Origin of the sequence: Halomonas sp. HMF6819 (genome assembly GCF_044335525.1) — a bacterium.
GTDB lineage: Bacteria > Pseudomonadota > Gammaproteobacteria > Pseudomonadales > Halomonadaceae > Vreelandella.
Window position 1 is genome coordinate 701,807 of sequence record NZ_JBIQVY010000001.1, and the last position, 22,044, is coordinate 723,850.

General features: G+C 55.3%; 15 protein-coding genes. 1 reads left to right on the forward strand and 14 read right to left on the reverse strand.

Annotation, left to right across the window (positions count from 1 at the left end):
• Positions 1 to 31: 31 nt before the first annotated feature.
• From ACGLWX_RS03245 to ACGLWX_RS03275, 7 genes are all read right to left on the reverse strand, one after another.
• Positions 32 to 439 (reverse strand): GtrA family protein, encoded by a 408-nt coding sequence (locus ACGLWX_RS03245; protein WP_396237280.1) that lies wholly within the window; start codon positions 437 to 439, stop codon positions 32 to 34.
• Positions 436 to 1,470 (reverse strand): glycosyltransferase family 2 protein, encoded by a 1,035-nt coding sequence (locus tag ACGLWX_RS03250; protein ID WP_396237282.1) that lies wholly within the window; start codon positions 1,468 to 1,470, stop codon positions 436 to 438. Before ACGLWX_RS03250 ends, ACGLWX_RS03245 begins: the two co-directional genes overlap by 4 nt.
• Before the next feature lie 24 nt (positions 1,471 to 1,494).
• On the reverse strand, positions 1,495 to 2,526 hold the full coding sequence (gene gmd, locus ACGLWX_RS03255; RefSeq protein WP_396237284.1) for a GDP-mannose 4,6-dehydratase: 1,032 nt from the start codon (positions 2,524 to 2,526) through the stop codon (positions 1,495 to 1,497).
• A gap of 272 nt (positions 2,527 to 2,798) precedes the next feature.
• Positions 2,799 to 5,813, reverse strand: coding sequence for a glycosyltransferase (locus ACGLWX_RS03260; protein WP_396237286.1), 3,015 nt, complete (start codon positions 5,811 to 5,813; stop codon positions 2,799 to 2,801).
• Positions 5,813 to 7,150 carry a methyltransferase domain-containing protein gene (locus ACGLWX_RS03265; protein ID WP_396237288.1) on the reverse strand — a complete coding sequence of 446 codons (1,338 nt, stop codon included), beginning with the start codon at positions 7,148 to 7,150 and terminating at the stop codon, positions 5,813 to 5,815. The genes ACGLWX_RS03260 and ACGLWX_RS03265 overlap by 1 nt, the downstream gene beginning before the upstream one ends.
• 42 nt (positions 7,151 to 7,192) lie before the next feature.
• A complete protein-coding gene (locus ACGLWX_RS03270; protein ID WP_396237290.1) occupies positions 7,193 to 8,425 on the reverse strand; it encodes an ABC transporter ATP-binding protein in 1,233 nt (410 codons plus the stop codon).
• Positions 8,426 to 8,454: 29 nt separating this feature from the next.
• Positions 8,455 to 9,249 carry an ABC transporter permease gene (locus ACGLWX_RS03275; protein ID WP_396237292.1) on the reverse strand — a complete coding sequence of 265 codons (795 nt, stop codon included), beginning with the start codon at positions 9,247 to 9,249 and terminating at the stop codon, positions 8,455 to 8,457.
• A gap of 204 nt (positions 9,250 to 9,453) precedes the next feature.
• On the opposite strand from ACGLWX_RS03275, the gene ACGLWX_RS03280 reads away from it, so the two are divergent.
• Positions 9,454 to 10,620 carry a glycosyltransferase family 4 protein gene (locus tag ACGLWX_RS03280; protein WP_396237294.1) on the forward strand — a complete coding sequence of 389 codons (1,167 nt, stop codon included), beginning with the start codon at positions 9,454 to 9,456 and terminating at the stop codon, positions 10,618 to 10,620.
• Between the two features lie 79 nt (positions 10,621 to 10,699).
• Here the strand turns inward: ACGLWX_RS03280 and ACGLWX_RS03285 are convergent, their stop codons facing one another.
• From ACGLWX_RS03285 to ACGLWX_RS03315, 7 genes are all read right to left on the reverse strand, one after another.
• Positions 10,700 to 11,833, reverse strand: a complete 1,134-nt coding sequence (locus tag ACGLWX_RS03285) for a glycosyltransferase family 4 protein (RefSeq protein WP_396237296.1) — start codon at positions 11,831 to 11,833, stop codon at positions 10,700 to 10,702.
• Between the two features lie 16 nt (positions 11,834 to 11,849).
• Positions 11,850 to 13,289 (reverse strand): mannose-1-phosphate guanylyltransferase/mannose-6-phosphate isomerase, encoded by a 1,440-nt coding sequence (locus ACGLWX_RS03290; protein WP_396237298.1) that lies wholly within the window; start codon positions 13,287 to 13,289, stop codon positions 11,850 to 11,852.
• A gap of 53 nt (positions 13,290 to 13,342) precedes the next feature.
• A complete protein-coding gene (locus ACGLWX_RS03295) occupies positions 13,343 to 14,719 on the reverse strand; it encodes an undecaprenyl-phosphate glucose phosphotransferase (RefSeq protein WP_396237300.1) in 1,377 nt (458 codons plus the stop codon).
• Between the two features lie 9 nt (positions 14,720 to 14,728).
• Positions 14,729 to 16,243 (reverse strand): TolC family outer membrane protein, encoded by a 1,515-nt coding sequence (locus ACGLWX_RS03300; RefSeq protein WP_396237302.1) that lies wholly within the window; start codon positions 16,241 to 16,243, stop codon positions 14,729 to 14,731.
• Positions 16,243 to 17,622, reverse strand: coding sequence for an HlyD family type I secretion periplasmic adaptor subunit (locus ACGLWX_RS03305; RefSeq protein WP_396237304.1), 1,380 nt, complete (start codon positions 17,620 to 17,622; stop codon positions 16,243 to 16,245). Before ACGLWX_RS03305 ends, ACGLWX_RS03300 begins: the two co-directional genes overlap by 1 nt.
• Positions 17,623 to 19,377 (reverse strand): type I secretion system permease/ATPase, encoded by a 1,755-nt coding sequence (locus tag ACGLWX_RS03310; protein ID WP_396237306.1) that lies wholly within the window; start codon positions 19,375 to 19,377, stop codon positions 17,623 to 17,625.
• Between the two features lie 132 nt (positions 19,378 to 19,509).
• Positions 19,510 to 21,849: a DUF4214 domain-containing protein gene (locus tag ACGLWX_RS03315; protein WP_396237308.1), complete on the reverse strand. Its 2,340-nt coding sequence runs from the start codon at positions 21,847 to 21,849 to the stop codon at positions 19,510 to 19,512.
• Positions 21,850 to 22,044: the final 195 nt, after the last annotated feature.

Consider the following 22,044-nt stretch of genomic DNA (forward strand, 5'->3'; position numbering starts at 1 on the left):
CGGTGACCGGAAAAGCCGCCATGAGGGAACATCAGCGTTGGGCACTCTGCCCTCCAAAGATCCAGTAACGCGCGAGCAGGAAGTTGGCCCCCATGCCCGCCACCGAGCCCGCCGCGACCGCTAAAAACAAATAGCGCTCGAACAGTGGCATCTGCGCCACCAGCAGCGCGTAGGTGCCCAAATTCAATCCGCCTCCTACCAGGCAGGCGGCGACATAGTGGCCGAAACTACGCTTTTGGGTATGGCGCATGTCGCGGTGCTTGAAGGTAAAGCGGCGGTTGAGCTGCCAAGTGGTGGCGACAGCGGCTAAAAAGGAGGCCGCCCTGGCCCACCAAGGCCCGGCGCCGGCGGCGGCCAACAGCGTGACCACACCGGCATCGACCAGGAAACCGACCGTTCCCACAATGGCGAACCCGGCGCTTTCACGCCAGATACTCATACAGAAGGCGCGCCGTTATCGCCGGGTTCAGCCTGGCCTGGCCTTGACGCTGCGTGCCTCGGCCATGAGCCGGCATGAGCCTGCGTTTCACCCCAGGGGTATTCCGGCGGTGGCGGTACGGCCAGGTAGTGAAGCCGCTTGAGCTCGTGCCGCCCCCGGGTGACCGTATCGAGCACGGCGCCGGTGGTCAACGACAGCCCGGCCAACAGGCCCAGCCCCATACCGGTAATCAGCGAGGGAAAGCGCGGTACCAGCCCGGTATCCAGATAAGTCATCAGAACCGGTACAACGAGAATGGCAGCCAACAGGGCAAAAAGCGCCGCCAGACCCGTGTAGCACCACAGCGGCCTTTCGCTGGCATACAGTTTGACGAGCGTGCGCAGGATACGAAAACCGTCGCGGTAGGTGCTGAGCTTGCTCTCGCTGCCATCGAGCCTTGCGCCGTAGGGTGTGGCCTGCTCGGCGCAGGGCATACGCAATTCAAGAGCGTGCACGGTGAGTTCGGTTTCGATTTCGAACCCTTGCGCCAGCGCCGGAAACGACTTGACGAAGCGGCGGGAGAATACGCGGTAGCCCGAGAGCATGTCCGAAAAACTGCCTCCGAAGATCCGCTGGGCCACGCCGGTCAGCATTTTATTGCCAAACTGGTGACCGCTTCGATAAGCCTCCTGGTCTTCATGTACGCGCGTGCCGACCACCATGTCGTAGCTCCCTTCGCAGAGCTTTTCGATCAGCTCGGGGGCGCTGGGCGCGTGATAGGTAGCATCACCGTCGGCCAGTACGTAGATATCGGCGTCAACATCGGCAAACATTCGCCGTACGACGTTACCTTTACCGGGCTTGTTCACATGATAAACGCGTGCCCCTGCCTGGGCGGCCAATTCGACCGTGCTGTCGGTAGAGGCGTTATCGAACACGTAAACGGTGGCTTCCGGCAGTGCTGCCTGAAACTGCTCGATCACCTGAACGATAGCGGCAGCTTCGTTACGACACGGCAATAGAACCGCAATACGGGGCGACGGTGTGGCCATACGACTTCCCTTTCTAGTGTGACGTTAGGCGCCGGTACCGGCAGCAACCCGCTCGAGGTCGGCTTCGACCATCATGCGGCAGAGCTCTTCCAGCGTGGTAGCGGGCTTCCATCCCAGCTCTTTGGTGGCTTTGTCGGGGCTGCCGATCAAAAGCTCTACTTCTGCCGGGCGGTAGAAGCGTGGGTTGATGACGACGACCTTGTTACCCGAGGCGGTGTCGATGGCGAACTCGTTTTCGCCCTCGCCTTCCCAGCGCAGCTCGATATCAGCGGCCTTGAATGCCAAGGTAACGAAGTCACGCACGGTTTCGGTGCGGTTGGTCGCAAGCACGTAGGTATCCGGTGTGTCGGCTTGTAGCATGCGCCACATGCCTTCTACGTACTCCTTAGCGAAGCCCCAGTCACGTTTGGCGTCCAGGTTGCCAAGCTCCAGGCGCTCCTGCTTGCCCAGCTTGATGCGCGCCACGCCATCGGTAATCTTGCGCGTCACGAACTCACGCCCGCGCAGCGGTGATTCGTGATTGAACAGAATGCCGCTGGTGGCGAAGATGTCGTAGGACTCGCGGTAGTTGATCGTCATCCAGTGGGCATAAAGCTTGGCGACACCGTAGGGGCTGCGCGGGTAGAACGGCGTGGCTTCGGTTTGCGGTACTTCCTGCACCTTGCCGAACATTTCAGACGTAGACGCCTGATAAAAGCGGATCGAGCTATCCACGATGCGAATGGCTTCGAGCAGGTTCACCGCTCCCAGACCGGTGATTTCTGCGGTGGTCAGCGGCTGGTCGAACGATACGCCAACGAAGCTTTGTGCAGCGAGGTTATAAATTTCGCGCGGCTTGCACTGCTGTACCAGGCGAATGCTGGAAGATAGATCGGTTAGATCGTATTCGACCAGGTGGAGATTGGGGTGATCCTGAATACCCAGCTCTTCGATGCGCCAGAAGTTGACGGAGCTGGTACGGCGGTACGTGCCGTAAACGGTGTAACCCTTTTCGAGCAGTAATTCGGCGAGATAAGCGCCGTCCTGGCCAGTAATACCTGTCACGATCGCGTTCATGACGCTCTTCCTTTCTGTAGTGGTGCGAACCGCTCGCGTCGAGCAGTGGATAAAGGGGGGTATTGTGGCGAGATGGCCTACGGTGTCAACCCGAATCGTCATCCGCGTCGATTTTGCGCTGCCATTTGTTCAGCGTGCCCGCAAGTAGCCCCCGTGGCGATAAAAGACGCTTTTGCGGTGGCTAGCGAGCGGGCCCTGCGCTTGTTAAACGTCGGACAACGACCTCAAGCGGGCTACATTATGAGCGCCCCTGTCTTGCGAAACACTGGCGTCTAGTCATGCCTGACGGGCAGAACCTGATCCAGTAGCTGCTCTGCGCTTTGCTCCCAACTTAGCCAAGGCATGTCGTCAACGCTGGGCACTTGCCCTAACTGGTAGGTGTCGAACCATTCCTGCAACTCCTCGGCCAGCCCTTCGCTGTCGGCGGCGCTGAAGAAACTGGCGTGCTCGCCTGCAACCTCTCTGAATACCGGAATGTCTCGGGCGATGATGGGAATACCGCGCTGAGCGGCTTCGATCAGTGGTAACCCAAAGCCTTCGCCTTCCGAGGCGGCCACGAGTGCGCTGCTGGTCCGATAAAGCTCGGCCAACATGTCGTCACTGGCGCCTTCGATCCAAAATAGCCGCTGTCCCCGCTCGGCGTGGTCATTGAGCCGTTTGGCCATGGCATCCATCTTCCAGCCAAGCTTACCCACGATGACCAGCCGTGCGTGGCTACCCCGCTGCCACAAGTGTTCCATGGCGCTAATAACCAGGGCGTGGCCTTTGCGAGGTTCGAGCGTACCGACCATGAGCAATACGGGTGTTTCGCCCTCCAGTTTTTCAAGCGTCACGTGGTCTTGCGGCCTTAGCCCTTGACTTGCGGCGCGAGCAGTGAAGTCGGCCCCCAAGTGAAAATGCCCCAAATGGGGTAATTCGCCCTTGGGGCGCAATGGTTCGGGCAGCTGATAGGCGCAAACGCGAATGTCATCAGCAACGGCGGCGGAAATACAGCACAGGCCGTCGGCCAGCATCAGCACCCGAGACAACCAATCTTCGTAGGTACCTTCCACGAAGTCCGGGAAGTGCTGGGGAAATTGCATCGGCAGCGCGTCGAACACGGTGAAGTAAAGTTTTACTCCTAGCGCACGCATAGCCTGAAAACGGGTGAAGGTATTCGCCAACACTGGCGGCGACCACTCCAGCGATAGATAGATGTCGCCTTGGCGCGGGGTACAGGGTTCGTCACCGCCAAGTACCGGCTCGAGGCCCAGACGCTCTGCCGCGTAGGCGCGCGCGTAATACCATTCGCCGCCCAAACTTCTCACTAGCTCTACCCGATAGTTCTCAGGCGGCGTATTGAGAAAAATTTCGCACAGGTTGCGCGTCACGCGCTCGATACCGGTGCGCAGATCGTGATTGGCGATATTGGAGACATCGATCAGCAGTCGCGGGCCATGTATGGTGGGCTGAGCAATGTCGATTGCTTCGGAAAGCGCATGAAGATCGGCCTGACGATAAAGCAGCTGCCCTTCCTGTTGCTCCAGGCGCGATAGATCGTTCAATAGCGTGCGATAGCGCCCTAACCGGCTTTGATGGTGTAGCTGTTCGATCGCCTTTGCGTAGGCCTGCCCCACCGCCTCAGGTCCGTGCTCCTGACGAACATAGCGCTGACCAGCCTCGCTCAGCTTTTGGCGGTAATTCCCGTCGTGATAGAGCGTTTCGAGCGCTTCTCGAAGTGTCGTTACCTCGACTTCGTCGGGAATCAAACAGGCTACTTCGGTCGGCAGCTCAGCGACCGAGCCATGGGCATTGGCGATCATGGGCAGGCCTGCGGCGAGGCAATCAAATACCGCTGCGGAGGTTTCGCCTCGGGAGTTAGCGCGTAGCTGGACACCGATATCGGCCGCCTGCAGATAGTGCCGGTATGTTTCTGCATCGGCGTAGCCGGTGACTTCTACGCTGGCCACTTGGGAATACGTTTTAAGCCACTGCTGTATTTGTCGCTGGTAGGCGTCATGGCCATAGCCTCCGACGGCCACGAGACGCACATGGCTTTTTTGGGCCAGGTCGCTTTCGGTAAATGCGTCGAATAGCTGCTGTGTGCACTTATTCGGCGTAATTAGCCCAAAGGTACACACCACGAACTCGTTCTGAGCAATACCGAGCTTTTCGCGCGCCGACTGCCGACGCGCGATGCGCGACTCGTCACCATCGGGCAACAAGCGTAAAAACGGAACGTGTTGCCAATCATCGAGTTGGTGCTCGGGATACCACTGACGCGCGAGGTTCAAGGCGTACTGTGAATGAACCAGAACGCCGGTCGCACGGGAGACAACGGGATGGTTCAAGGGGTAGTGGCGCAGCGTCTTTTCCAGCTGAACATGCGTGCTACTCTGCGTGTACTCGGCGATGGCCGGATAACCATGAGCGGCGTAGAGTACTTGGGCGAAATCGCCTTGCTGGTCGGCGATATGCTTGATGGCATCGCCACTAAAGAAATCGTGCAAAACGACACAGCCTGGATGCCGGTCCAGTAGCGCAAGCATGTGGGTATGGTGCTGGGAATTCCCCCAGTGGTAGAGCACACGATCGAACGTGTCTCCATGCGCCATGAACCACTGGCTGTCGCGGATGGCAAAGCGGCGCGCCAGGCTTTCGGGCTCGACGCGCACCTGCTCGACGATTAGCGTGATCGTGTAGTGAGCCTCGAGCGCTTCTAGCAGCTCGACACTGTAATCGGCGATACCGGTTTGTAGCGGCGGCAACGGTGATACGAAGGCCAAGCGGGGCTTGGCCGGGCTGCCCACTTGAGTCGATGGCACCGACTTCACGAGTTCCTCGAGCCACTCGTAAAGCCGATGTTTACCGGCGCCAGAGGCAGCGCTATCCGGATCCAACGTCAGATCGGGAAAGCCACTTTCGAATGTCATTCCATCAGTAAATACTGCCCCGCTTTGCTGGTCTTCCGGTACTAATCGCACTACTGCGCTGGGCGATAGCGGCTCGATGGCAAAGTCGCTGATGCGCGCTACGAGCCTGCGCTGTAACTGCTTTTCAAATGCCGGGGCATCTTTTACTGCCCATCGGCTAGCGGGGAAGGGTGTCACGCGGATATGCCCGTCGCTCACGTGCTGCCCCAAGCGTTGGCGCGCGTCGATGGCGTCGACACCGTGCCCTTTTTCGCAATCCAGCAGGTGTACGAATACACTTACCGTGGGAAAATTCTCTTTGAGATCATCGATCAATGCGAGGGCACGGTCGAGATAGCGAGGATAGTAATGTCCTAAATCCAACACCAAGTGCATTAGCGTTCACCCTCCTGCTCGTGCTCCGGACGAACGCTTAAGCGTTGAGACAGATCGTTCGTAATACGGTTGCGCTGCTCGTTTTGATGAATTGCCTGTCCACTGGCGGGATGAGCGCTGGTGACGTTCCCCTGCAGCTTGTCCTTAAAGCGACGAAGTCTAGGCACACGGTCGAGAAGCCTTTGCCCAGACTTTTGAAGGCCAGGCACACGAATCATCAGTTTGATTAGTAGGCGCAGCACTTTAATGATCATCGCCTTGAGTTTACCCGGCCCCTTGCGCACCACTCGGGCGCTAAAACGTAGGGGCATCGTCAGGCGCCATGAGAGACTTTCATGGGTTGCCAGCAGCTGGTGATAAATCTTGTCGGCTCGAATCTCCAAGTCCTGCAGGCGTGACTGAGTTTCGTGAAGCTGTTGGCGAGCAGCGTGATAATGCCCTTCTACCATGGCGATCCTTGCCTTGGCGGCGTCTTCCTCAGCTTTTAACTGATTTTCGTGCTGGCTGCTTTCCGCTTTACGCTGCTCTTCCAGGCGAGCGTTTTCTGCCCTATAACGTTCGCTCTCCTGCTTGAGCTCCTCCCACTCTCGCTGCAATTGCTCCAGCTCGATATTGATTTGCTGAAGAGGGCGCTCCAGATCGTTACGCGTTAGATGAGCAATTAGCTCTGCCTGCTGGGGCGTTCTCTGTTTTTGTGCCACTAGACCGTAGTCCGGGTGAGCGCTTAGTGACCAAGCTACCCTATCCAACGGAGAACCATTGTTCTCGGGCTCTTTTGGGCCGTTGAGCTTGAGAATATGGTTCTCGGCAAACCCGGCTTCCTCCCCCAAAAACTGTAACAGTAGAGGCGGGAGCGGATGGCGATGGGTGGGGTCCATGTAGAAAGTCCACAGCCCCACGTTGAGATTTTCCGGATTCGGTGTCTCTAGAATAAGCAGCCCGCCAGGTTTGAGAACGCGATGCGCTTCCTGCATTAACCCCATGAGCGTATCGAAGGGAAGATGCTCGGCTATATGAAACCCCGATACCAGTGCGACGCTTTCGCTTTCGAAGGCCGCAAGCTTTTCAAACGCGTCCGCGCATTCAGCGTTGAGAGCCTTTGCATGACAGCTTTCCACCATATCGGCATTGGTGTCGATGCCCAGCACTTCGAAGCCTTGGTCTTGCATCAACTCCAGCCACTCGCCGCGCCCACAACCGACATCGATGGCCAGGCCACCAGGATAGAAAGCTTGCACCTGAGCCGTCGTCGGCAAGTAAGCGCTCAAGCGCTGCTTGATTTCTTCGGGGGCGCCGCGAAAGCGCTCTTCGAATCTCAGGTAAAAGTCGTCTTGCATAACGGTATCCTTAACGCGTGAAGCGGTGGCTTGGGCCGATCATTATGGGGTATGACGCTGAGCCTTGATCGTCGTGGGGAGATGGCACACGCCGATGAAGTAAGGATGTCGTTCATTCACGACATCAAAGACGACCGCATGATCCCACCAGTGATAATTGGCGCTCACATGACTATCATCGGCATGCACCGATAAAGAGATCGAATAACTCCCAGGCCCTAACTTCACTGGGAACGCGATGGAATAATCGATCACTTCGCCCTCGCGCGCATTCTCGATAACCTGATGCTGGTGCCAAGTGTTGGTACCAAAAACGTGCTGCCCCAAACGGTCCTTGATCAAGTAGCCAAATACCAGACTGGGTAGCGAGCTGTTGATCGACACCCGAGCGCGTAGTTCAACTTCTTCATCGACACGAACGTATTCGATCGGTTTATTCTGGAGATTAAAAAGCCCTGCCTCACTAATACGCGCTTCGCCCGAACCAGAGATGGTTTGCGACTTGCCGTCTTCGGTAGATCGGATCTCAACCGAACTGTTCTCTTTTTCGGCGATCAGGGCATTATAGTAATCCATTACGTCGCCAGGTGGCCCATCCTTGATGATCGCACCTTTTTCAAGCAGTACCGCTCGATCACACAAACCCTGAACCAGGCTAGGGTCGTGCGATACCAGCAAGAGCGATGTTCCCTGCGCTTGAAACTCTCGAATACGGTCATAACTTTTGTGCTGAAAGTAGCTATCGCCTACCGAAAGCGCTTCATCCACTATAAGTACATCGGGCCGCTCTGCCGTTGCCACTGCAAACGCTACGCGCATTTGCATGCCGCTAGAGTAGGTACGTACGGGCTTGTCGAAGTAGTCACCAATTTCAGCAAATTCTTCTACGCGCGGCATCATGGCATCGATTTGCTCTGCATCGAATCCCATCAAACTTGCGGTATAACGGGCATTGTGTCGGCCAGAGAATTCAGGGTTGAATCCCATACCCAGTTCTAGAATGGCGGCAATTCGCCCTCGCACCTCAATTCGGCCGTGCGTGGGAGCCAAGGTGCCTGTGATCATCTTGAGCAAGGTACTTTTACCAGCGCCATTTTGACCGACGATTCCCAAGGCTTCGCCGGGGCGTACCGAGAAGTTGATATGCTGTAAAATCCACGTTTGCTGACTGGCTTTAACAGGCATGAACCAGCTGGCTACACGGTGCCATTCAGAGCGATAGCGGCTATACGCCTTGCCGACACCGCTGACTTCCATTAAATAGTTTGCGTCCATTTTTCTACCCTTGGCTTGTCGAAGTGCCTTCAAAGCGCGTCTGTCATTTCCGGTGAGGCTTTACGAAACAATAAAAGCCCTACAACCAGCAGGCCGATGGCAAGCAAAGCGATGGGTATCAGGGTAGCCAAGTCGGGAGACTGGCCGTAAACCAGAATATTCTGATAAGCATTCACGATGGGGAAGAGAGGGTTGTACTGGAGCAGATAGCGATACTCTTCGGGCACGATTACCAGCGGGTAGACGATCGGGGTCAACCAGAACCAGAACTGAAGTACGATTGTGACGAACTGGCCGACATCACGTATAAACACATTGAGTACGCCCAATATCAAACCAAACCCCAGCGCCAGTAAGGCGGTGAGAAGCGTCATTGGGAATATCCACAGTAGCTCGCTGCCGCCTAAATGGCCCAATGCTGCAAATACGCCTAAAATGGCGACGAACAAAATGCCGTTGTTGATTATACCTGTCCCGACTACGATCAACGGCAGCGCTATGCGTGGAAAGCGCATTTTCTTGATCAGGTTCGCATTGTCTATGAAAAGCGTTAGTGTACGGGTCAGCAGTTCGAAAAATAGTGTCCAGACCAGAAAACCGGCGGAAAGATAGATCGCGTAGGCATACTGGTTTTCGATACCTGGCAAACGTGCCGCTAGTATTTCCGAAAGAATCAGTGCGTATACGAGCACCATTGCGAGCGGTTGCGCGACCATCCATACGAAGCCCCACCGGCTTCTGGCAAAACGGTTGGCGAAATCGTTACGGATCGAATCAATTATGAACTGGCGATAAGACCAAGTTCCATGCAGCAAGCCGAGCATCAGCGCTCCTTTTCCATAAGCACTTGTAACGGTGTTTCATCGCTCAGCACATTGCGCGTGCCGGGACGTTTGATCGGGCAGACCGGGGGCTGACAGCCTACGGGCATTTCGCGCGCATGATACGCGATCGGTAGTGCGCGCACCACCCGGCGCCCAGGTATGGTAATCTGGTTGATTATTACGCTTTCATTATCGGACCTTTCGATGAAGCTACTCACCGATCTGGACTGCCTTGCCCCTCCCCTGACCGGCATTGGCCACTATACTCGCGAACTCACCGAGCAGTTGATTAACCAGCACGCTATTAGCGACATCACTGCCATGTTTCATGGTCGTTTCATACAGCATGAAGAGGTATGTCGGCTCCTGAACACACAGGCAGTGACCACGGATGGGAAAAAAAGCGGTTTGCTCACACGGATCAAACCCTTCGTTCGACAGCTTCCATTCGCACGCCGCGCTTGGCAGCGCACCAAAGCACACCGTTTCCAAACGCTGAGTCAAACGCACGGTCATGACGTTTATTGGGAACCCAATTTCATTTTGAAACCCTCCCGATGCCCATCGGTAGTCACGATCTACGACCTTTCTCCGCTGGCGCATCCCGAGCTACATCCTAAATCACGCGTCGTTCAACTCAAGCGTGCGCTGGCGACCTCCGTTCATCAAGCCGATCGGGTGATCACCATTTCTCAATTCACTGCTCAAGCCTTGGACGAGCATCTTGGTGTCCCAAAAGATAAAATACGCTTGGTACCTCCTGCAGCGGCCGATGCTTTTCATCCTTACGACCACCAAAAGCTGCAGGTAGTGCGTCAGCGCTATTCGCTGCCCGAGCGTTTTATCCTCTCCGTTGGCACCCTTGAGCCACGTAAAAACCTTTCGCGCTTATTGAGTGCTTACGAACGCTTACCTGCTGCATTGCGTCAACAGTGGCCGCTAGTGTGTGTGGGTGCCAAAGGCTGGAACGACGCCACCCTTTCCTCGGATATTCATCGACTCGAGGCGCAGGGCGAACTCATTCGATTAGGGTACGTGCCCCAGCGAGATCTTCCTGTCTTGACCGCGGCAGCCGGTTTAATGGCATACATGTCGTTTTACGAAGGGTTTGGAATGCCGGTGGTAGAGAGTTTGGCGTGCGGCGTCCCCGTTCTTACAAGTCGAGGTACCGCCATGGAAGAAGTGGCAGGCCACTGTGCGTTCTATGCCGATCCGCTCGACGTAGATGACATTGCTCACTCACTACAAATGGCGTTGCACGACGAGCCGAAACGACAACAGTTGAGCCGAGCCGGCCCCGCCCAAGCTGACCGGTATGATTGGAAAAGCTCGGCCAGCACGCTTTATCAAACTCTCGATGAACTGAGATGAGCCCAAGGAGCAAAAAACCTCGTGCATGCTCGCTACTGAACTCATCTCAGATGTTTTTAGGGTGCCTCAGCGTTACTTATTAGGACATGCGTTCTTGTATGAAGCGATGTATCGCATCCTTAAAGGTGTCGTTGGAAAAACGCTGTGCATTTAGCCGGCATACTGACGGGGAAAAGGGACGCTCGGAATATTCCTCCCCTTTTTTGGCAAGGTCGTTTAATGCTTCAAAATGTTCTAGCGTTTCCAACAGCGATTCGACGGATTGCTCAGTCGTGAGTAGACCTGTCACTCCCTCTTCAACGGTTTCACGCATACCGCCTACCCCGTAGCCAATGACCGGGGCACCGGCGGCCTGAGCCTCGACAGGCAGTATGCCGAAGTCTTCTTCTGCCATGAACACAAAGGCGCGGGTGCGTTCGAGATAATCAACCAACACGCTGTCGGGCTGATAGCCCAATAGGGTAACGTTAGGACCTGCCATCGACTTCAAGGAGGCGAAATCCGGCCCATCTCCGAGCACCACGAGTTGCCGGTTCGGCGTCCGGTTGAAAGCTTGAATCACCAGGTCGATACGCTTGTAAGGTACCATCCGGGAGGCCGTAAGATAGAAATCTTCTCGAGGACGATCATGGCAAAATTTATCGACATCGACTGGCGGATAAACCACATGAGCTTCACGACGATAAAATACCTCTATTCGTCGTTTGATGTAGTGTGAGATTGCAATGAAATGATCAACGCGTTGAGCGCTAATATAGTCCCACTGACGTAACCGGTGTAGCTGCCAGCGCATGATGCCACCGAGCCAGCCTGTGTCATTTTTCGATTGGCGCAGATACTGGTGCTGCATATCCCACGCATAGCGCATGGGACTATAGCAATAGCATACGTGCAACGACCCCGGATCCGATATTACGCCTTTAGCAACGGCGTGGCTGCTGGACAGAATTAAGTCGAACCCTTTTAAATCGAACTGCTCGACAGCAATCGGCATCAATGGTAAATAACGTCGGTAGTGTTTTCGGGCTCCAGGCAATCGTTGTATAAAACTGGTATGGATTCTTCTTCCAGCAAGGCAAGGGATGTTTTCAGCCTCGAGAAAATTGACCGTGGTGAAAACTTCTGCTTTAGGAAAACAGGCAAGCAACTCAGCCAGTGCCTTTTCAGCACCGGCCCAAGTGGTCAGCCAGTCGTGCACAATGGCGACTTTCATGAAACCCGACTAGCTCCTATCCGCGCCCATATTCATCGTTATAACGAACGATATCATCCTCTCCCAAGTACGAACCTGTTTGTACTTCTATTAGGTGCAAAGGAATAACGCCGGGATTTTCCAAACGATGAACAGTGCCTAACGGAATATAGGTCGACTGATCTTCAGAGAGAATGAAGCTTCTTAAACTCTCGAGATCACCATGGCCCTCCCCCTGTGTTACTTTTGCGGTCCCTTTAACGACAACCCAGTGCTCCGCTCGGTGGTGATGCATTTGAAGTGAGAGCTTGGCGCCAGGGTTCACCACGATCTCTTTAACCTGAAAGCTATTGGTCAACACCATCGTCCGGTAATTACCCCAAGGACGATATATGCGCTGATGAGATTGCGATTCCTTACGCCCTGCCGCTTTCAAAGCGTTAACGATCAACTTTGTATCCTGGGCACTTTGGCGGTTCGCGACTAGTACGGCATCTTCGGTTTCAACGATCACTAAATTATCGACACCTACCGCAGCTACCAAGCGAGACTCGCTATGAATCAAGCTATTATGAGTATCATGGAGCATCACATCGCCGTGCAAAGCGTTACCGTTTTGCGTATCCGCGCTTGCCTTAAGAGCATGAAGAGCATCCCATGCACCCACATCACTCCAACCCGGATTCATGGGCACTACCGCTGCTTGCTGCGTATGCTCCATAACAGCGTAGTCGATGGACTCACTACGGCACTCTGCGAATATAGAACTATCGACTCGAATAAAATTCAGATCTTCATTTCGTGCTTCAAAGGCTCGATGGCAAACATCCAGAATGTCGGGAGCAAACTGTGCTAGCGCGGATAAATAGTCGCTAGCTTTAAAAAGAAAAATACCGCTATTCCAAAGATAGTCACCGCTGTCTAAATAGCTTTCTGCACGAGCCAAGTCTGGTTTTTCAACAAATGCTTCAACGCTATAACCCGATTTTAGAGTTATGCCTCGTTTGATATAACCATACCCCGTTTGCGGTGAATTCGGAGTGATACCAAATGTTATCAGCTTGCCATCATTAAGAAGCTCTCTTCCTTTAGTCACGGCATCAACGAAGGCTTGCTCATCCTTAATGACATGATCTGCCGGCATTACCAGCATTTCCGCATCGGGATTACTTTGTTGTGCGGTCAAGGCAGCGAGTGCTAAAGCAGGCGCTGTGTTACGGCCACAAGGCTCTAATACTATTTGGGCACCCTTAAAGCCAATTTGGTGCATCTGTTCGGCTACTAAAAAACGGTGCTCTTCATTACAAACTACAATCGGGGCACTAATATCGTGCCACTTATTCAAGCGCTCGGCTGCTTCCTGCAAAAGACTTCGATTATCTTTATGCAAGTTAAGAAATTGTTTTGGATAGTGCTCGCGAGACACTGGCCAAAGACGTGAACCTGAACCACCAGACAAAATTATGGGAAAAATCATACATCCTCCTTGAAAATACTAATTTTGAAACTAGAAAACCTTTGACTATAGAGTCAGGGCTGAGTATTCATAAAACCACGCGTGAGCGTCATGGCTAAAATCTTTAAGTCCAACCCGAGTGACCAATGCTCAATATAGTAAAGGTCATATTCCACTCGCTTTTGCATTACACCGACATCTGCAGTGATGCCACGCAACCCATTCACCTGAGCCCAACCGGTCATTCCTGGTTTGACACGGTGGCGCTGCATATAGATATCTATATGATCCTTATAATGATTATTATGATCCATAGCATGAGGGCGAGGGCCGACTAGTGACATTCTACCTTGAAGAACGTTATATAATTGGGGAAGCTCGTCCAAACTGGTACGCCTAAGCATTTGCCCTAAGCGAGTGATTCGCTGGTCCCCGAACTCAGCCTGCTCTGTCGTTTTGCTGTGATGGGTCGACATGGTACGAAATTTATAGATTTTAAAGCATTTGCCATCCAACCCGTGACGTTCTTGTTTAAAGAGAACAGGGCTTCCCATTTTGAATTTAATAGCAGCCGCAACGATCAACATAACGGGTAAAAAAACAGCAAACAGTATTAAACCCAGCAGTCTATCTTCTATCGCTTTAACCATGCGCATTGGACCATTCAGCGGCGTATAGTTTAACTCCAGTGAGTAGATGCCTACGACTTGAGCAATACGGTGATTTAACAAGCGTACGTCTGGCAAATCCGGAAAAAAACGGATCGTAGCAGGGATACCAGCAAAAAGCCCCATTAGCTGACGAACACGATCCCCCTCTACCAACGGATATCCCAACCATATCTCGTCAAACGAGCGCTGAAAAACGTTATCACTAACAAAAAGCGCCATTCTTTGAAGAAACGCCTCTTCACTCGTATCGATTTGATTGCCAACCACCACATAACCTGCTTGTGGTTGCTCTCGAACGCGTTTTTCAAGTAAAGAAATATTTTCGGGCAGACCGACGACTAACACCCGCTTCAAATTTCTACCACTGGATCTTACATGACGTAGATAACAATAGAGAGCGGTACGCACGCAACTACCCATGAACAAGACTGCCAATGCTGTTGTTCCCATCCATAGACGAGAAAAACTTTGCGTCGTTTGTGTTGCGACTAGAAGCAGGCTGATTAGTCCGATAGCAGCAATCCAGCTTAGGGCATAAGTGCCCAGCATGGTATACAAGCTGCGGCCACGCCACGGCTGATAAAGACCTATCAGCTCTCCTACAGCGGGAAGCAGTAAACTTCCAATAATGATAAGAAAGAAATAGTCATCGCCAATTCCCGTAATGTTTGGCATCCAAGTCAGCGTTGCGAGCGCTATCAACATCGCAATAGCTGCGTCCAGACAGCGCATAGCACGTCTTAGCCAATCGTTATAGGGCATTCCTTTTAAGGCGGTCATGCAAACGCGTTATCCTTGACTCATTACTGAAAAGTCGGTCATCGAAAGCAGTAACGCCATAATATCGTTCAAATCCTGACTGGTTAAATCGCCGACTGCGGATTGCAGCGCCAAGCTATCGAGCGCGTATTCGCCGATGGTGTCGACGTACTGAATGCGCTGATCGTAAAGACTTGCCCGGGCGTCCAACACGTCGACTAGATCGCGAAGCCCCAGCTGTTCGCCGCGCTCGGCAGCGTCCAAAAAGAGCTGGCTGGATTCGATGGCCTGAGCGAGCGCTTGAACGCGGCGCGCGTGACCGTTCAATGAGCGCAGGCGTTGGCGAACTTCCTGAACCGCGAGATTGAGCTGATTGTCCAGATCGGCTTGACTTGCATCGATACGCCGCTCGCCTTGACGCACGTTCGCCGTGGTGTAACCACCACGATAGATGGGTACACTGACCTCGACACTAGCTCGGTAGTCCTCACTTTCGCGCAATACGTCGTCGCTTTGGCGATCCGAGTAGGACAGATTCAGGTTGAGCTCCGGATAGTAGCCCGCACGCCTGGTGCTGGCATCGGCGGTGGCGATGAGCTGCTGTTCGGAGGCCAACTGCACATCCAAATTCTGCCCCGCGCGTGCAATCCACGCTTCAGGGTCGCCCCACTCCTGATTGAGTTTGACACTCGAAAGCTCGCCCACGCCCAGCGAGTTGAACTCGGGGAACGTGCCGGTCAAGCGCTCAAGCGTACTGAGGGCATTGTTCAGCTCGTTTTCGGCCTGTACCGCATCAGAGATGGCCTGATCGAGGCGCGACTGAGCTTCATAAAGATTGATGCGATCACCAATCCCAAGATCGTAAGCGCGCTGGGCTTGGCGCACCTGCAGCTCCAGAGATTCCTGTTGCGATTCCAAAAGCCCAAGGCGTTGGGTGGCCAAGTACGCCTGGATGTAGGCCTCAGCGACCTGCAACGCTAGATCGCGCTCGACCACTGCGAGTTGAAGCTCGGCGGCGCTGACTTGGGCCTTGGCCACGTCTACGCCGCGCCAGCGCTCTAGGCTGAACAGCGGCTGTTGGAGCTGAAGCCCCCACACGTTCTCTTCGATTTCACCGGGGCGCTGGGCGGGCTGGTCGAGGCCGAAGTCGTCCGGCGTAGTTTGAATGTTGGTGGAATCCTGCCACAGGTAAGAACCCGATGCCGATACCTGAGGCAGCAGCTGCGAGCGCGCCATGGGCACTTCTTCCTGCGTCGCCGCGAGTTCAAAGCGCTGACGGGAAAGATCCGCATCGTGCTCCAAAGCGCTTGCGAACAGCCCCGGCAGCGAAGGCAGCGTGGGGGGCTGGTTTGAACCGCTCTGGCCAGGGCGCTCATCAAGCGCCGCCAGCTCGTCCAGCGCGCTTTGCTCGGCCAAAGGGTCGGCCATCGTACCGGATGGCGCGGCCTGCTGGGCGTAGACCGAGAAGCTGGTCACGCCCAGCATCAAGCCCACCAGTACGCCTTGGCGACGGGTAATGCTCTTTCGAGACGGCGAAAAACGCATTAGTCCTCCTGCATGGCGCGAGCCAGCATATCGGTGACCGGCTTGGCGATATAGCTTGCGAACGTGCGCTCACCGGTGCGCAGCATGACTTCTGCCGGCATGCCGGAAAGAAGCTGCATCTGTTCGCTCATCTGTTCACGACCGGCTTCAGTGACGCGGATGCGGGTACGGTAATAGCGCTGGCCAGTCGCCTCGTCTTCGAAGCTGTCGGCGCTGACGTAGATGACTTCGCCGTCGATTTCGTCGGTCAGGCGCTGGTTGAAGGCGCTAAAGCGAATTTCGGCAAACTGGCCGATGTAGATATTGTCGATATCGCGGGTGGGAATACGCGCTTCGACGACAAAACCGTCGTTGTTGGGCACGATGTCCATGATTGCATCGCCCGGGCGAATGACCGCGCCGACGGTGTGGATTTGACGGCCGACCACGGTGCCGGAAACCGGTGCCGTGACGACGGTGCGCTCGACCTGGTCGTCCAACGAGATGATCTGCTCTTCGGCTTGGGCGATTTGCGCTTGGGCCTGGCGCAGCTGCTCGCCGACTTCCTTCTGGAATTCCTGCTGCTGAATTTCGCGCTGCATACGGTTTTCGCTGATCTGCGAGCGCAGCTGGGCGATGTTGGCCTGAAACTCGGCGTTTTCACCCTCGTATTGGAGAATCTGGCGCTCGAGCTCGCGCAGGCGCTGGTTGTCGCCCAGCCCTTCGCGGTAGAGCGAGCGGAAATCGTCCGCCTCAGAGCGCAGCGACGAAATACGGCGGGTATTGACACTGGAGCGCTGTTGCAAGCCTTCGATCTGCTCCTGCATCTGCACGATCTGCTCGTCGAGCGACTCCAGTGTGCTTTGCAGAGACTGTTTGCGCGCGGCGAACAGGCTCTGCTGCACGGCGATGACCTGCTGAACGCGGGGACTGTCGACGTTCTGGATATCGTCGGGAATTTGCATCGTTTCGGCGCCTTCCTGCTCGGCGAGCAGCCGCGCTTCCATGGCGCGGTTGATCAAAAACTGCGAACGGGCAATTTCGAGCTGCGAACGGGCCTGGGTATCGCTTAACACCACCAGCGTATCGCCGGCTTCGACGGTATCGCCGTCATCAACCAGAATTTCGCGCACGATACCGCCTTCGAGGTGCTGCACGGTACGCTTGAACGACTCGATCGACACGCTGCCCGGGGCGACTACGGCAATCGCTAGCGACGCCGTGACCGACCATAAAATGAAGCCGCCGAGTGCAAAAATCAGAATGGCGTAGCCAAGCTTGCGGTAACCCTTGTCGCTGGTGGGCAGGTGTTCGGTGGCTTCGCCATCGATGGTCGCCGGGCCCTTGGGGGTGACGTCGATCTCGCCTTTGGGAGTGAGACCTCGCTTATCGTTACTCATTTACGACTCCTCGCCCTGGCGCCCGCCGGAAATGGCGGACAAACGGGCTGAACTCTGCTGGCCGACCTGCTTGTTCGGTTTCTTGGCAAATTGTGCCAACACCTGATCGCGTGGGCCGAACATGCTGACCTGCCCTTCTTTCATCACCAGAAGCTTGTCCATGTTCTTGAGGACGTTAGTGCGGTGGCTGATGACGAACAGCGTCACGCCTTCGCTTTTAAGCAGCGCAATGGTCTGACCAAGTGCGCGCTCCCCGGCGTCGTCCAGATTGGCGTTGGGTTCGTCCAGCACGACGAAGACCGGATTACCATACAGCGCCCGAGCCAGGCCTACGCGCTGGCGCTGGCCACCGGAGAGCGCACCGCTGGTCGAGGAGATGACGGTGTCGTAGCCGTTGGGCAGCTCGAGGATCATTTCGTGTACACCGGCCTTGCGCGCGGCTTCGACCACCTTGGTGGAATCGATATCGCCAAAACGGGCGATGTTTTCGCTAATGGTGCCGTCGAAGAGTTCGATGTCTTGGGGCAGGTAGCCGATGTAAGGGCCGATCTCATCGCGGTTGTATTGGGTGATGACCCCGCCATCCAGGCGAACGTCGCCTACCTGGGAGGGCCAGATGCCTAAAAGCACGCGGGCGAGCGTCGATTTACCCGCAGCGCTAGGGCCGATGATACCGACATGCTCGCCACTGGGTACGCTGAAATTGATGCCGCGAATGGTCGCCATACGCACGCCAGGCGGCGCCGCCGCGACGTTTTCAAGGGCGATATGGCCTTTGGGTGCGGGTAGCGACATTTTGCGCTGTTCGCTGGGAATTTGAGTCAGCAGCTCGTTCAAACGCCCGTAGGCGCCACGGGCGCTGACGAAGCTTTTCCAGCCGCCGATCATTTGATCGATGGGGGCCAGTGCCCGGCCCATTAAAATGGAGCCGGCGATCATCATGCCTGGGCTCATTTCGCCGCGAAGTACGATCAATGCACCCAGCCCGAGAATAAGCGACTGGAACATCATACGCATTACTTTCGAAATGTTGGTCAACGCCCCGGCACGGTCGCTGGCCTTGGACTGCTTGGCCAAAAACTCGTGATGGCGTTTCGACCAGCGCCCCATGATACCGGGCAGCATGCCCATGGCGTGGAGCACTTCGGCGTTACGCAGGTTGGAGTTGGCGAGATTCTGCGCTTGGATATGTTCACTGTTGGCATCCGCCATTAGTGTTTTGGTGGATTTTTCGTTCGCAATAGCCAACGCGAGCAGAATAATACCGGCACAGGTAGCAAAAATGCCAAGCCACGGGTGAAAGAGAAATAGCACCCCCAAGTATACCGGCACCCAAGGGGCATCGAAAAAGGCAAACAGTCCGTTACCGGTTAGAAACTGGCGCAGGCTGGTCAAGTCGTTCAAGGGCTGCGCACTCTGGCTGCCTTGGGCAAATAGGCTTCTGCGAAACATGGCACTGTAGAGACGCTCGTTGATCGCCGTATCCAGCCGGTTACCTACGCGTACCAGCATCCGCGAACGAACCAGTTCGAGCCCACCCATAACCATGAAAAGAAACACGACCACCAGCGTGAGCATCAACAGCGTATCGAAACTTTGAGTGGTCAGAACGCGATCGTAAACCTGAAGCATGTACATCGGCGGTACGAGCATCAGCAGGTTGACGAACATGCTGAAAAAACCCACCGACATGAACGAACCCTTGCAGGCTTTCAACGCCCGCTGCAGGTCCGTTGCTTCCTGTTGCTTTGACATGAAGGGATCACCGTAAAAATCGAGAAAAATCGCGAGACACAGAATCGCGAAAGCATAACAGAAGTGCCCCTACGTGGGGTAGAGGCACATTTTGGAGGGGGTTTTCTTAATGAAGAAGCAATAACACCAGCTCTAACCAAAGAGAGCTAGACTCTCAGCTGACTCAGTTATTCCTACCATGATAGCTCCTTGAGCGACCCCGTTTTCCATTTGATCGACCCAGTAGTTTTTGCCTGCCATGTCAGCTCCACGCTCAAGCACATTATTGTACATTAGGTCGACAAAGCTCTCCTGGTCTAAATCCCCATGCTGGTTTACGAACTCCATAGAGTTTATCAAGCCACTCGCAATGGAAATCGTATCCACGTTGTCGCTCATATTTAGCCAATAACCCATGCCGTTACCGTCCGCATCTCGATCAAAGGCGGCATCGTACAGACGCAGTAGTGGGTCGACGGCATCATTCAGCACGACGTCATCGCGAAACGCCAGATTCTGGATGCGCGTATCGTCGCTTGCCGGCGTTTCGACCTCGTTAAAGGGCGTTTCGCTATAAAGCGCGCCCATGTACTCGGCAAAGGCGTCCTGTTCGGAGCCCTTTTCAGCGAAGTCGAACTTGCCGTCCAGCGTGTAGGCATTCAGGAGGTCGACGCGGTCGATATAAACGCCCTCGCCCAGCGGATAGCCATCGCCTCCGTCGGCCATGAAACCAAGCGTTACGACCTTGATTGTTTCCTCAGCATCGCCTACCAGACGGCCGTTGGCCACCAGCACGTCGTGAATCTCGCCATTTTCCTTGAGAACCGCGGCGCTTTGGATACGATCGCCGGCGGGCTGGTCCCAATCGAAGCTGTATTGAATACCGCCAACCTGGGCAAACTGGCCCGCCGTGACATTGGGCGCCGAGGCCGCCACGGCGTGCTCGAGAACATCCAGTAGCGTGCTGCGCGTCAAGGTCAAAATGGTCAGGTCATTGTTGAAGCGGAGCGATGAAGCGGCGTCGAGCTGAGATACGCCGCCGTCGGGCTTGCCAATAACCGGGTTGGCACCGGGCGGCTGGTAGCTTGGTTCGCTGTCGCCGCCCTGAACAACGACGTCTCCGATCGGCTCGCGAATACCGCCGCCGTTTTTAAACGAGACCATGACGTCGCTATCGAGCTGACGCGCGTACCAAAGGTTGGCATCGGCGGTGAGATTGCCCAGGTTCGTTTCTTCGGTGCGCACCGAGCCGCGCTCGCCCACCAGGTACACGTCGGTCAAGCCGAGAATATTACCATCCTGCTCTTCGACGAACTCGCCCACGGCGCCTACCAGCTCTTGGGCGATCTGGCCCTTGGTGCCATCGGCGAAAGCGGCTTCCAGACTGCCCCACAGCGCTTCGACCTGCGCATCGGTCGAGGCAAAGATACCGGAGGTCGCCGGGTCGATCGACTCGGGCAGAAGATGACCGTTCTCGTCGAATTCGACTACCAGCTGCGCCACGTAGCGCCAGCCAGCGTCGGTATTGACGATAGCCACATCACGGCCAGAGGCGTCCTGGGTCAGAATGGGATAGGACTTGTAAGGCTCGCTCGCGCCGGGAAAAAGACCTCGGCCGATATCTTCCTGGTCGGCCAGCAGCGAATCCGAGCCGCCGGCGATGACGATATCGACACCGTTGAGCAGCGTTGCCAGCTCTTCCTCGAACTGAATCTGCTGCAGGTGCGAGCTCAGAATGATCTTATTGATGCCACGGCCTTCGAGTTCATCGATCACCGGCTGAATCAAACCGGCCAACGCCTGCATGTCGTTGCTGCCTCCGGTAATGACATCGACATCGCCGGTAGAGGAGATACTCTCAAGGATCTGCGTCGTGATGCCGATGATGCCGATCTGCTCGCCGCCCGCCTCGGCGATGACCGCCGGCGCCAGCTTGGGCTTGTCGGCGCCTGCCAGCACTTCGGCAAGCGTTGCCTGAAACGCCTCGTTGGAGAAGATTTCATTGGTCGCCAGACCGCTCAGGTTCGAGTCGTTGGAGAAATCCAAGTTCGCAGACAAATACGGGAACTGAGCGCCGAGCCACTCGACATCGGCGGCACTGTTACCGCCCGTGACCGGCGCGATCATATCGGCGATCAGGCCGGTGCCCAGATCGAACTCGTGGTTACCAAGCGTAACCGCCGCGGCGTCGAGCAGATCCATCAGCAGCACTTCAACCCGCCCTGAAGCCGCCGTAATACCGCTCATCGAGCCGGCTTCGAGCCCGTAGACGTTCTCGACCGCCGTTTGAAAGGCGGATTGTAAGCTCGCCTCTGCCGCAGCGTTCAGATACGGCCCCGGCAGCACCAGATCGCCAGAGCTTACAAACAGGCTGTTGGCGTACTGATCTTCAAGATAATCGACGATTGAGACGAAGTTCGGCGCGTTGAGCAGGTCACCGCCGCCCCCTTCCATATCCGAGGCGTGCAGAAGCTGTAGCTGAAAGTTGCTCATGTTCGATCCCTTCAATTTTTAGTAGCGGTTATTAGCGGCGGTTGGCCAATCGAGCTTACAAAGCAAAGAGATACTAGCGAGCTAACAATGACGAAAAGATGACACTTTCGATAAATCTCGTTTGCGACACGCCTAACCTAATGGCTGGAATGGCGTCGAAATTCATCCATTTGAAATAAAAACCACACTGGCGCA